Source organism: Exiguobacterium sp. RIT594, assembly GCF_003339585.1.
In the GTDB taxonomy this organism is placed as follows: Bacteria; Bacillota; Bacilli; order Exiguobacteriales; family Exiguobacteriaceae; genus Exiguobacterium_A.
Map to the genome: position 1 here is coordinate 18570 of NZ_QPKF01000007.1, position 12965 is coordinate 31534.

General features: G+C 47.9%; 8 protein-coding genes. All 8 read left to right on the top strand.

The features are described 5' to 3' along the window. Nucleotides 1–8 precede the first annotated feature (8 nt). The 8 genes from DVG79_RS14600 (at nt 9) to tuf (ending at nt 12921) form a co-directional block, all read left to right on the top strand. Nucleotides 9–605, top strand: a complete 597-nt coding sequence (locus DVG79_RS14600) for a class I SAM-dependent methyltransferase (RefSeq protein WP_114597364.1) — start codon at nt 9–11, stop codon at nt 603–605. A 230-nt stretch (nt 606–835) separates the two neighbouring features. Beyond that, a complete protein-coding gene (gene rpoB, locus DVG79_RS14605) occupies nt 836–4393 on the top strand; it encodes a DNA-directed RNA polymerase subunit beta (protein WP_114597373.1) in 3558 nt (1185 codons plus the stop codon). 20 nt (nt 4394–4413) lie between these two features. Further along, nucleotides 4414–8013: a DNA-directed RNA polymerase subunit beta' gene (gene rpoC / locus DVG79_RS14610; protein ID WP_114597365.1), complete on the top strand. Its 3600-nt coding sequence runs from the start codon at nt 4414–4416 to the stop codon at nt 8011–8013. 80 nt (nt 8014–8093) lie between these two features. After that, entirely contained in the window at nt 8094–8345 is a 252-nt protein-coding gene (locus tag DVG79_RS14615; RefSeq protein ID WP_026834304.1) for a ribosomal L7Ae/L30e/S12e/Gadd45 family protein, read from the top strand. Between the two features lie 125 nt (nt 8346–8470). After that, nucleotides 8471–8893: a 30S ribosomal protein S12 gene (rpsL, locus tag DVG79_RS14620; RefSeq protein ID WP_012369004.1), complete on the top strand. Its 423-nt coding sequence runs from the start codon at nt 8471–8473 to the stop codon at nt 8891–8893. Nucleotides 8894–8942: 49 nt separating this feature from the next. Further along, entirely contained in the window at nt 8943–9413 is a 471-nt protein-coding gene (rpsG, locus tag DVG79_RS14625; protein ID WP_012369005.1) for a 30S ribosomal protein S7, read from the top strand. 124 nt (nt 9414–9537) lie between these two features. Continuing rightward, complete coding sequence (gene fusA / locus DVG79_RS14630; RefSeq protein WP_114597366.1) at nt 9538–11616, top strand: elongation factor G; 2079 nt, start codon at nt 9538–9540, stop codon at nt 11614–11616. 117 nt (nt 11617–11733) lie between these two features. After that, the gene (tuf, locus tag DVG79_RS14635; RefSeq protein WP_026826916.1) at nt 11734–12921 is read left to right on the top strand and encodes an elongation factor Tu; all 1188 of its coding nucleotides are present in this window, start codon (nt 11734–11736) and stop codon (nt 12919–12921) included. The last annotated feature ends 44 nt before the right edge of the window (nt 12922–12965 follow it).

Below are 12965 nucleotides of genomic sequence, written 5' to 3' on the forward strand. Positions count from 1 at the left end.
AAGGAAACATGGCAGATCATTATTACACAAATGATCCCTCCTCGAAACGGGATCCAAAGTCGTGGGAATTCGTCTTACGTGGTGAAACGTTCCGCTTCACTTCGGATCATGGAGTGTTTTCAAAAGGCGGCGTTGATTTCGGTTCGCGTTTACTGATTGAAGCCTTTGTGGAGCCGGATGTACCGGGAGCAATTTTGGATGTCGGGTGCGGATATGGTCCGATGGGCATTTCGCTTGCGAAAACGACCGGACGAGAAGCCGTTTTAGTAGATGTAAACGAGCGGGCTCTTGAGCTTGCGGCTGACAATGCACGTGCGAATGGTGTTTCCGTGACGACCGGTGTAAGTGACGGATATGCTGGCGTGGCTGAACAGACGTTTGCAGCGATCGTGACGAATCCACCGATTCGGGCGGGGAAGCCGGTTGTTCACCGGATTTTACGGGAAGCGTATGACCATTTGGAAATTGGCGGGGCCTTATGGGTCGTTATTCAAAAGAAACAAGGTGGCCCATCAGCGAAGAAGTTGATGGAAGAAGTATTTGGTTCATGTGAGACGGTTACCCGCGATAAAGGGTATTCGATATTTAAATCAATTCGGTCTTGACAAATCGAGTGATTTGTCGTTGACCTTGTCTAATGTCTATGATAGTATTATAAAATGCCATTGGAGTGATTTTTGGATAAGCAGTTTGAAGCAGCTGGCGTTCTCGACTACAGATGATTGAGTAGACAAGACGTCGCTTTTTTGCGCTTATCGGTCAAAAAATGGCTTCAATGTTCGATATTACACCCGTCCTTCTCAAGAAGAAGAACTGGGTCTGAGAGGTGAATCAGTTGACTGGTCAACTTGTTCAGTACGGTCGTCACCGTCAGAGAAGAAGCTATGCACGTATCAGCGAAGTTTTAGAACTTCCAAACCTTATTGAGATTCAAACGAATTCATACGAATGGTTCCTACGGGAAGGTCTTCGTGAGATGTTTCATGATATCTCGCCGATTTCCGACTTTACAGGAAATCTCGTATTAGAATTCATCGACTACTCGCTCGGAGAGCCGAAGTATTCGATTGATGAATCAAAAGAGCGCGATGTGACCTATTCGGCACCACTACGCGTAAAAGTCCGTCTTCAAAACAAAGAGACGGGTGAATTGAAGGAACAAGAAGTCTTTATGGGTGACTTCCCGCTTATGACGGAGTCGGGAACATTCATTATTAATGGTGCGGAACGAGTTATCGTTTCCCAGCTTGTTCGTTCGCCAAGTGTGTATTACAACAATAAGTTAGATAAAAATGGTAAACGTGGATTTTCGGCAACGGTCATCCCGAACCGTGGAGCATGGCTCGAACTTGAGACAGATGCGAAAGATATCGTATACGTCCGAATCGACCGCACGCGTAAGATTCCAGTAACGGTTCTTTTACGTGCTCTTGGTTTCGGTACGGATCAGGAAATCATCGATCTCCTTGGAGATGATGAGTACCTCCGTAACTCCCTTGAAAAAGATAATACAGAAACAACGGAAAAAGCCCTCATTGAAATTTATGAGCGTCTGCGTCCGGGAGAGCCACCGACTGTCGAAAATGCGAAAGCACTTCTCGTGTCACGGTTCTTTGACCCGAAACGTTATGATTTGGCAAACGTTGGTCGTTATAAAATCAACAAAAAACTTCATCTGAAGAATCGTCTGTTCGGGCAGAAACTTGCGGAAACGCTTGTCGATCCGGAAACAGGGGAAGTGATCGCAGAAGAAGGAACGGTTCTTGACCGTCGCATGCTCGACAAAGTCTTGCCATTCCTTGAAGGATCTGTCGGTTACATCGAAGCGACGCCAACTGGCGGCGTAACGCAAGGCGAAGCCTTCAACTTACAGTCGATCAAGGTGTTCGCACCGGACGATGCTGAAGGTGAACGCATCATCAATATCATCGGTAACGGTAACATCGATCGTGACATCAAGCACATTACGCCTGCTGACATGATTGCTGCCATCAACTATTTCTTCAACTTGTTGCATGAAGTAGGAACGACAGACGATATCGACCACCTCGGTAACCGTCGTCTCCGTTCAGTCGGTGAATTGCTCCAAAACCAGTTCCGGATCGGGCTTTCTCGTATGGAACGTGTCGTCAAGGAGCGGATGTCGATTCAAGACCAGAATGCGATCACGCCACAGGCATTGATCAACATTCGTCCTGTTATCGCATCGATTAAAGAGTTCTTCGGTAGCTCGCAGTTATCACAGTTCATGGACCAAACGAACCCGCTTGCTGAGTTGACGCACAAACGTCGTCTATCTGCACTTGGACCCGGTGGTCTCACACGTGAGCGTGCCGGCTTTGAAGTCCGAGATGTTCACTACTCGCACTATTCCCGTATGTGTCCGATTGAAACGCCTGAGGGTCCGAACATCGGGCTGATCAACTCACTGTCTTCGTTCGCGAAAGTCAATGAGTATGGTTTCATCGAAGCACCATACCGTCGTGTCGATCCGGAAACGGGTGTCGTCACGAATGAAATTCACTACATGACGGCCGACGAAGAAGATCTCTACGTCGTCGCACAGGCAAATATGTTGTTGACGGAAGAGAAGACGTTCCAAGATACACACGTCTTGTCACGTTTCCGTGGACAAAACTTATCTGTCGAACCACCTCGTGTCGATTACATGGACGTTTCACCGAAACAGGTTGTTTCGGCAGCGACGGCATGTATCCCGTTCTTAGAGAACGATGACTCGAACCGTGCCCTCATGGGAGCGAACATGCAACGTCAGGCCGTACCTCTTCTTGATCCGGAATCACCGATTGTCGGTACCGGGATGGAGTACGTGTCTGCAAAAGACTCAGGTGCTGCTGTTGTTGCAAAACATTCAGGTATCGCTGAGCGTGTAACGGCCCGTGAAATCCTTGTCCGTCGTACGACGGAAGTCGATGGCAACATCATTCAAGGTGAACTTGACCGTTACAAGATCCAGAAATTCATTCGTTCTAACCAAGGAACGTGCTATAACCAAAAACCAATCATCAAAGTAGGCGATCCTGTCGATAAAGGCGAGATCCTTGCAGATGGTCCATCGATGGACGGTGGGGAACTTGCGCTTGGTCGTAACGTACTCGTCGGTTTCATGACATGGGATGGTTACAACTACGAGGATGCTGTCATCATGAGTGAACGTCTCGTGAAAGACGACGTCTACACATCGATTCACATTGAAGAATATGAGTGTGAATCACGTGATACAAAACTCGGACCGGAAGAGATCACTCGTGACATTCCAAATGTCGGCGACGACGCCCTGAAAAACCTCGACGACCGCGGAATCATCCGTGTCGGTGCTGAAGTTAAAGACGGGGATATCTTAGTCGGTAAAGTTACACCTAAAGGCGTAACGGAATTGACAGCTGAAGAACGTCTGCTTCATGCAATCTTCGGTGAAAAAGCACGTGAAGTTCGTGATACGTCACTTCGTGTTCCACACGGCGGCGACGGAATCATCCTTGACGTGAAAATCTTCGATCGTGATAACGGCGACGAACTGTCACCTGGTGTCAACCAGTTGATCCGTGCGTACATCGTTCAGAAGCGTAAGATTCACGAAGGAGATAAAATGGCGGGACGTCACGGTAACAAAGGTGTTATCTCACGTATCCTGCCGGAAGAAGACATGCCGTACATGCCAGACGGCACACCAATCGACATCATGTTGAATCCACTTGGTGTACCATCACGGATGAACATCGGGCAGTTGCTCGAGCTTCACCTTGGTATGGCTGCACGCCAACTCGGAATCAAAGTTGCATCGCCGGTATTCGATGGTGCACGTGAGGAAGATGTTTGGGCAACGATTGAAGAGGCCGGTATGGACCGCGACGCTAAGACGATCCTGTATGATGGACGTTCTGGTGAAGCCTTCGATAACCGCATCTCGGTTGGTGTCATGTATATGATCAAACTCGCCCACATGGTCGATGATAAACTTCACGCACGTTCGACGGGTCCTTACTCGCTCGTTACGCAGCAGCCGCTCGGTGGTAAAGCCCAGTTCGGTGGACAGCGTTTCGGTGAGATGGAAGTATGGGCACTGGAAGCATACGGTGCCGCTTATACGCTCCAAGAGATCCTGACAATCAAATCCGATGATACAATCGGTCGTGTTAAAGCATATGAAGCGATCGTTAAAGGCGAAAATGTACCACAACCGGGCGTGCCGGAATCGTTCCGAGTCCTCATTAAAGAGCTTCAATCACTTGGTATGGATGTTAAGATGATGTCTGCCGAAGATGAAGAGATCGAAATGAAAGACGACGACGATGACAACATCCCGAACGCGACTCCAGCACTCGAAGAAGTTCAAGCGCCTGTCGCACCAGTTGTTACTGAAGAGGAATAAGCGAAAGGGAGGTCCACCCCTTGGTAGATGTTAATAGATTTGAATATATGAAAATCGGCCTCGCTTCCCCTGAAAAGATCCGTTCGTGGTCTTTCGGGGAAGTGAAGAAGCCGGAAACGATCAACTATCGTACGCTCAAGCCAGAGAAAGACGGCTTGTTCTGTGAACGGATTTTTGGTCCAACAAAAGACTGGGAATGTTACTGCGGGAAATACAAACGGATTCGTTATAAAGGAATCATTTGTGACCGTTGTGGTGTTGAAGTAACCAAGTCGAAAGTCCGTCGTGAGCGCATGGGTCACATTGAACTTGCAGCACCGGTTTCGCACATCTGGTACTTTAAAGGAATCCCAAGTCGTATGGGTCTCGTCCTTGATATGTCACCGCGTGCACTCGAAGAGATCATTTACTTCGCGTCGTACGTCGTCACGGATCCAGGCGAATCGACACTCGAGAAGAAACAACTTCTTTCAGAAAAAGAGTACCGCGCCTACCGCGAGAAATTCGGTAGTTCGTTTACCGCTGAAATGGGTGCGGAAGCAGTTCGTAAATTGCTCCGTGACGTTGAACTCGAAAAAGAAGTAGCTGGCTTACGTGAAGATCTTCGAATGATTCAAGGACAACGTCGTACACGTGCGATCAAACGTCTTGAAGTCCTCGATGCTTTCCGCAACTCAGGCAACAACCCGGAGTGGATGGTTCTTGAAGTATTACCGGTCATCCCGCCGGAACTCCGTCCGATGGTCCAGCTTGATGGTGGACGTTTCGCGACATCTGACTTAAACGACTTATACCGTCGTGTCATCAACCGTAACAACCGTCTCAAGCGTCTTCTTGACCTTGGCGCTCCGAACATCATCGTTCAGAATGAAAAACGGATGTTGCAAGAAGCGGTCGATGCCTTGATCGATAACGGTCGTCGCGGTCGTCCGGTTACTGGACCGGGTAACCGTCCATTAAAATCTCTTTCACACATGCTGAAAGGGAAACAAGGACGTTTCCGTCAAAACTTACTCGGTAAACGAGTCGACTATTCTGGTCGTTCGGTTATCGTCGTTGGTCCAAACCTGAAGATGTATCAATGTGGTCTTCCGAAAGAAATGGCCCTTGAACTCTTCAAACCGTTTGTCATGAAAGAGCTTGTCTCACGTGGCATCGCACCAAACATCAAGAGTGCAAAACGGAAAATCGAACGTGTTCAACCTGAAATTTGGGACGTTTTAGAAGAAGTCATCCGTGAGCATCCGGTTCTCTTGAACCGTGCCCCGACGCTTCACCGTCTCGGTATCCAGGCGTTCGAACCGACACTCGTCGAAGGTCGCGCGATTCGTCTTCACCCACTCGTATGTACGGCTTACAACGCCGATTTCGATGGTGACCAAATGGCGGTTCACGTACCACTTTCAGCAGAAGCCCAAGCAGAAGCCCGTCTTCTCATGCTCGCTGCACAAAACATCTTGAACCCGAAAGACGGTAAGCCTGTTGTTACACCATCGCAGGATATGGTCCTCGGTAACTACTACCTGACGCTTGAGCGTGAAAACGCAATCGGCGAAGGGAAAACATTCTCGACCGTGAATGAAGCGTTGATTGCCTACCAAAATGGGTATGTTCACTTCCACACACGTGTTGCGATTCCGGCCGGCGTTCTGAAGAACCCGACCTTCACGGAAGCGCAAAACGAGAAGTTACTGGTTACGACGGTCGGTAAGTTGATCTTCAACGAGATCCTCCCAACGACGTTCCCATACTTGAATGAACCATCGATGAACAATCTGCAGGAAGCAACGCCTGATCAGTACTTCCTTGAAAAAGGAACGGATATCGCGGCTGAAATCAAGAGCCGTCCGATCATCGAACCATTCAAAAAAGGATTCCTCGGAAATGTCATCGCAGAAGTCTTCAAGCGTTTTGAAACGACTGAGACGAGCCGCATGCTTGACCGAATGAAAAACCTTGGTTTCAAACACTCGACACGTGCGGGTATTACGGTTGGTATCGCTGATATCATCGTACTTCCGGATAAACAGGAAATCCTGGTCGAGGCACAAGATAATGTTGACCGCGTTATGAAATCGTATCGCCGTGGTCTCATCACAGAAGAAGAGCGCTATGAGCGTGTCGTTAAATCGTGGAATGACGCGAAGGATGAAATTCAGTCTCGTCTGATGAAATCCCTCAACCGTTTGAACCCGATCTTCATGATGAGTGACTCTGGTGCCCGTGGTAACGCATCAAACTTTACGCAGCTTGCAGGGATGCGTGGACTCATGGCCGCTCCAAGTGGACGGATCATCGAGCTCCCGATCAAATCTTCGTTCCGTGAGGGTCTGACGGTTCAGGAATACTTCATCTCGACGCACGGTGCCCGTAAAGGTCTTGCCGATACAGCCTTGAAGACTGCCGATTCAGGTTACCTGACTCGTCGTCTCGTTGACGTCGCGCAAGATGTTATCATTCGCGAAGATGATTGTGGAACGGATCGTGGTATCCGTGTTACAGCACTCCGCGAAGGAACAGAAGAAATCGAAAACCTCTACGACCGACTCGTTGGCCGTACGGCGTTCGAAAAAGTCGTTCACCCGGAAACAGGAGCAGTCCTCGTTTCAACAAACGAACTCATCGACGAAGATATCGCGCGTGCTATCACGGACGCAGGCATCGACAACGTTGAGATTCGTACAGCCTTCACTTGTAATACAAGTCATGGTGTCTGTAAGAAATGTTACGGACGTAACCTTGCGACTGGTAACGACGTCGAAGTCGGCGAAGCAGTCGGAATCATCGCGGCACAATCAATCGGTGAGCCAGGAACGCAGCTTACAATGCGTACCTTCCACACAGGTGGGGTTGCCGGAGACGATATCACACAAGGTCTTCCGCGTATCCAGGAATTGTTCGAGGCCCGTAACCCGAAAGGTCAAGCGGTCATCTCGGAAATCGACGGACAAGTCATCGACTTTACGGAGTCGCGTGATAAGCGTGAGTTGACGATTCAAGGTCTGAGCGAAACACGGACATACACGATTCCTTTCGGATCACGTCTTCGTGTTCAACTCGGTGAAGAAGTTGTAGCCGGACAAGTGTTCACAGAGGGTTCAATCGACCCGAAAGAACTCTTGAACGTCAAAGGTGTATCAGGCGTACAGAACTATCTTCTTCAAGAAGTTCAAAAAGTATACCGGATGCAAGGGGTTGAGATCGGTGACAAGCACGTCGAGGTCATGGTACGTCAGATGATCCGTCGCGTCCGCGTCATCGAGTCTGGTGAGACATCACTCTTACCAGGTTCGCTAGTCGATATCAGCACATTTAAAGAAGCATGTAAAGAAGCGCTCCGTGCCGGTAAAGCACTCGCTTCGGCTAAACCAGTTCTCCTCGGTATCACTAAAGCGTCGCTTGAGACGGATTCGTTCCTATCAGCTGCTTCGTTCCAGGAAACTACTCGTGTCCTTACGGATGCGGCGATTAAAGGGAAGAGCGACTACCTTCGCGGCTTGAAAGAGAACGTTATTATCGGTAAACTTGTTCCAGCTGGTACAGGAATGACACGTTACCGTCAAATCGGTCTCGAGATTGCAGGCGAAGCACCTGTAGAAGCAGATTCTCCTGTAGAATAAAACGCCTTGACACGCCGGTATGGCGGTGCTACTATGATATAGTGTTGCCAACCGGCTGTGTTATTTTGGAGGATATCTTCATGTCTTACAAAAAAGTAGTCGGCGCAGATTTGAAGTTTGTCGGTCAAAAGCAAACGCTCAAAGCATTGCGATCTGGCAAGGCGTCGGAAGTGATCATCGCAGATGACGCAGATGAACACGTAAAGCAAGCATTGCTCGATGCGGCGAAACAAGCAAACGTTCCAGTTGTGAGCGTTCCTTCTAAGCTTGAGCTTGGTAAGGCTTGTGGAATCGACGTTGCAGCAACTGCTGTTGCTATTAAGAAAGTTTGATAATACGTTTTGTGTGGCGATGGAATGCCTGAGCCACGCAAAACGTTTCATTATGACTTTCGATGAACCACCCGGCTCGGTGGTTTTGAAACTTGTCATGAATTCAGGAAGGGAGGATCTCAAAGATGCCTACTATCAACCAATTAGTCCGTAAAGGACGTCAATCAAAAGTTGTAAAATCAGATTCGCCAGCGCTGAACAAAGGGTACAACAGCTTTATCAAAGCTCGTACTGACATCAGCTCACCACAAAAACGTGGTGTTTGTACTCGTGTAGGTACAATGACTCCGAAGAAACCGAACTCGGCTCTTCGTAAGTACGCACGTGTACGTTTAACGAACACAATGGAAGTAACAGCTTACATCCCAGGTATCGGCCACAACTTGCAAGAGCACAGTGTTGTTCTTATTCGCGGCGGTCGCGTAAAAGACTTACCAGGGGTACGTTACCACATCGTTCGTGGTGCACTCGATACAGCTGGAGTTGACGGCCGTATGCAAGGTCGTTCGAAATATGGTACTAAACGTCCAAAAGCAGCAAAAAAATAATCTAGATATCAGAAGATATCACCTCACTATATGAAAGGAGGGACTCGGAATGCCACGTAAAGGTCAAGTAGAACGCCGTGATGTAATGGCTGATCCGATCTACAACTCTAAACTCGTTACCCGCCTTATCAACCGTCTTATGTTAGATGGTAAAAAAGGTACTGCTCAACAAATCTTATACAAAGCTTTTGAAGCTATCGCTGAACGTTCAGGTCGCGATGCAATGGAAGTTTTTGAAGAGGCGATGAACAACATCATGCCAGTTCTTGAAGTTAAAGCACGCCGTGTAGGTGGAGCTAACTATCAAGTTCCTGTCGAAGTCCGCCCTGAGCGCCGTACGACACTTGCACTTCGTTACCTCGTGAACTACTCACGTCTCCGTAACGAAAAAACAATGGATGCTCGTCTTGCTAACGAAATCATGGACGCTGCAAACAACACTGGTGCTTCAGTTAAGAAGCGCGAAGATATGCACAAAATGGCGGAAGCGAACAAAGCGTTTGCTCACTACCGCTGGTAAATCCGGAATCAACCACCTCATCTATGCCATTTTGTATGGAAATATGAGGTGGCTTTCGGGTATAGTCATGACGTGTGGCAACACACGGACACTAAACTAAAATGCGAAAGGAGAATGTTTAAAGATGGCAAGAGAATTCTCCCTTAAGAACACCCGTAATATCGGGATCATGGCCCACATCGATGCTGGTAAAACAACAACGACTGAGCGTATCCTCTATTACACGGGTCGTATCCACAAGATTGGTGAAACGCACGAAGGTGCTTCACAGATGGACTGGATGGAGCAAGAGCAAGAACGTGGAATCACGATTACATCTGCAGCAACAACTGCACAATGGAAAGGTAACCGCGTAAACATCATCGATACACCTGGACACGTAGACTTCACTGTTGAAGTTGAACGTTCACTCCGTGTACTTGATGGTGCGGTAGCAGTACTTGATGCTCAGTCTGGTGTTGAGCCACAAACTGAGACAGTATGGCGCCAAGCTACAACTTACGGCGTACCACGTATCGTTTTCGTTAACAAAATGGATAAAATCGGTGCAGACTTCCTGTACTCGGTTGGAACGCTTCGCGACCGCCTTCAAGCTAACGCACACGCAATCCAAATCCCGATCGGCGCAGAAGATGAATTCAAAGGAATCATCGACCTCGTTGAAAAGAAAACATACATGTACGGTAACGACCTCGGTACTGATATCGAAGAAACTGACGGTTTCCCTGCAGAATTCGCAGAAGAAGCTGAAGAACTTCGTGCATCATTAATCGAAGCAGTTGCAGATTACGAAGAAGAAATGATGATGAAATACCTCGAGGGCGAGGAAATCACAATTGAAGAGCTTAAAGCGGGTATCCGTAAAGCGACTCTTACAGTAGATTTCTACCCAGTTCTCGTTGGTTCGGCATTCAAGAACAAAGGTGTTCAGCTTATGCTTGACGCAGTCCTTGACTACCTCCCATCACCAGTCGACGTAAAAGCGATCACAGGGATTAACATGGATACAGAAGAAGAGATCATTCGTGAGTCAACTGACGAAGCGCCATTCTCTGCACTTGCATTCAAAGTTATGACTGACCCGTATGTTGGTAAATTGACATTCTTCCGTGTGTACTCTGGTACAGCTTCGGCAGGATCTTACGTCAAGAACTCAACAAAAGGGAAACGTGAGCGTCTTGGACGTATCCTTCAAATGCACGCGAACAGCCGTGAGGAGATCCCAATGGTCTTCGCTGGTGACATCGCAGCAGCTGTAGGTCTTAAAGATACTACTACTGGAGATACGCTTTGTGCAGAGAAAGACAACGTCGTTCTCGAATCAATGACATTCCCAGAACCGGTTATCTCGGTCGCAATCGAACCAAAAACGAAAGCTGACCAAGATAAAATGGGTCAAGCACTCGCTAAGCTTGCTGAAGAGGATCCAACATTCCGCACGGAAACAAACCCAGAGACTGGTCAAACGATCATCTCAGGTATGGGTGAGCTTCACCTCGACATCATCGTTGACCGTATGCGTCGCGAATTTAAAGTCGAAGCAAATGTTGGTGCTCCACAAGTAGCTTACCGTGAAACGATTCGCCAAGCGGCGAAAATCGATTCTAAGTTTGCTCGTCAATCAGGTGGTCGTGGTCAGTATGGTCACGTCGTCGTAGAATTCGAGCCAAACGAAGAAGGTGCTGGCTTTGAGTTCAACAACAAAATCGTCGGTGGTGTTGTTCCACGTGAATACATCCCAGCGGTTGAACACGGAATCGAAGAAGCGCTTCAAAACGGTATCCTTGCTGGTTATCCAGTAGTTGACGTTAAAGCGGCACTCGTTTTCGGATCGTACCACGATGTCGACTCAAACGAGATGGCATTTAAAATCGCGGCTTCAATGGCCGTCAAACAACTTAAAGATAAGAGCGGCGCTGTTATCCTTGAGCCAATGATGAAAGTTGAAATCGTTATCCCAGATGAATACATGGGAGACATCATGGGTGATGTTACATCACGCCGTGGACGCGTTGAAGGTATGGAAGCTCGCGGGAACGCTCAAGTCGTTCGTTCGATGATTCCACTTTCAGAGATGTTCGGTTACGCTACTGGTCTTCGTTCACGCACACAAGGTCGCGGAACGTACTCGATGCACTTCGATCACTACGAAGAAGTACCGAAATCAGTTGCTGAAGAAATCATCAAAAAAGCAAACGGCTAATCCTTCACAGGTTGTCACGCTTTTATGATTAGTGTAAGCTAAGGAAGGTGTACGTTATTCGACGATTCACCTTCCTAGTTATAAAATATTATTAGACACATAGAGGAGGAATTCAGAATGGGTAAAGAAAAATTCGACCGTTCTAAACCGCACGTTAACGTTGGTACAATTGGCCACGTCGACCACGGTAAAACAACTTTGACAGCAGCTATCTCAGCTGTACTTGCAAAATCACAAGGTAAAACTGCTACTAAGTTTGACCAAATCGATGGTGCTCCAGAAGAGCGCGAGCGCGGTATCACTATCGCAACAGCTCACATCGAGTACGAAACAGAAAAACGCCACTATGCACACGTTGACTGCCCAGGTCACGCTGACTATGTTAAAAACATGATCACTGGTGCTGCACAAATGGACGGCGCGATCCTCGTTGTTTCTGCAACTGATGGTCCAATGCCACAAACACGTGAGCACATCTTGCTTTCACGTCAAGTAGGTGTTCCTTTCATCGTAGTATTCATGAACAAAGTCGACATGGTTGACGACGAAGAGCTTCTTGAACTCGTTGAAATGGAAATCCGCGAACTTCTTTCTGAGTACGACTTCCCAGGCGATGACCTCCCAGTTATCCAAGGATCTGCTCTCGGCGCGCTTAACGGCGAAGCTAAATGGGAAGAAAAAATCATGGAACTCATGACAGCTGTTGATGAGTACATCCCTGAGCCAACTCGTGACACTGAAAAAGACTTCATGATGCCAGTTGAGGATGTTTTCTCAATCACTGGTCGTGGTACAGTAGCTACTGGCCGCGTTGAGCGTGGAGTTCTTAAAGTCAACGACGAAGTTGAAATCGTTGGTCTTCACGAAGAAACTAAAAAATCAGTATGTACTGGTGTAGAGATGTTCCGTAAGCTTCTTGACTATGCTGAAGCTGGCGACAACATCGGAGCACTTCTCCGTGGTGTATCACGTGATGACATCGAGCGTGGACAAGTTCTCGCGAAACCAAACACAATCACACCGCACAAAACTTTCAAAGCGCAAGTTTACATCCTTTCAAAAGAAGAGGGTGGCCGTCACACGCCATTCTTCGGTAACTACCGTCCACAGTTCTACTTCCGTACAACTGACGTAACTGGTATGTGCCAACTTCCTGAAGGAACTGAAATGGTAATGCCTGGGGACAACATCGAATTGACTGTTGAACTCATCGCGCCAATCGCTCTTGAAAAAGAAACTCGTTTCTCAATCCGTGAAGGTGGCCGTACAGTAGGCGCTGGATCAGTAACAGAAATCGTTGAGTAATTTTTAAGACAAAAAGGTCTTCCGTCTCCCGTGACGGAAGGCCT

Excerpts from the sequence above, each read along its gene's own strand:
- DVG79_RS14600 (WP_114597364.1), top strand. The coding sequence starts at position 9 with ATGGCAGATCATTATTACACAAATGATCCCTCCTCGAAACGGGATCCA.
- DVG79_RS14615 (WP_026834304.1), top strand. The coding sequence starts at position 8,094 with ATGTCTTACAAAAAAGTAGTCGGCGCAGATTTGAAGTTTGTCGGTCAA.
- rpsL (WP_012369004.1), top strand. The coding sequence starts at position 8,471 with ATGCCTACTATCAACCAATTAGTCCGTAAAGGACGTCAATCAAAAGTT.
- rpsG (WP_012369005.1), top strand. The coding sequence starts at position 8,943 with ATGCCACGTAAAGGTCAAGTAGAACGCCGTGATGTAATGGCTGATCCG.
- fusA (WP_114597366.1), top strand. The coding sequence starts at position 9,538 with ATGGCAAGAGAATTCTCCCTTAAGAACACCCGTAATATCGGGATCATG.
- tuf (WP_026826916.1), top strand. The coding sequence starts at position 11,734 with ATGGGTAAAGAAAAATTCGACCGTTCTAAACCGCACGTTAACGTTGGT.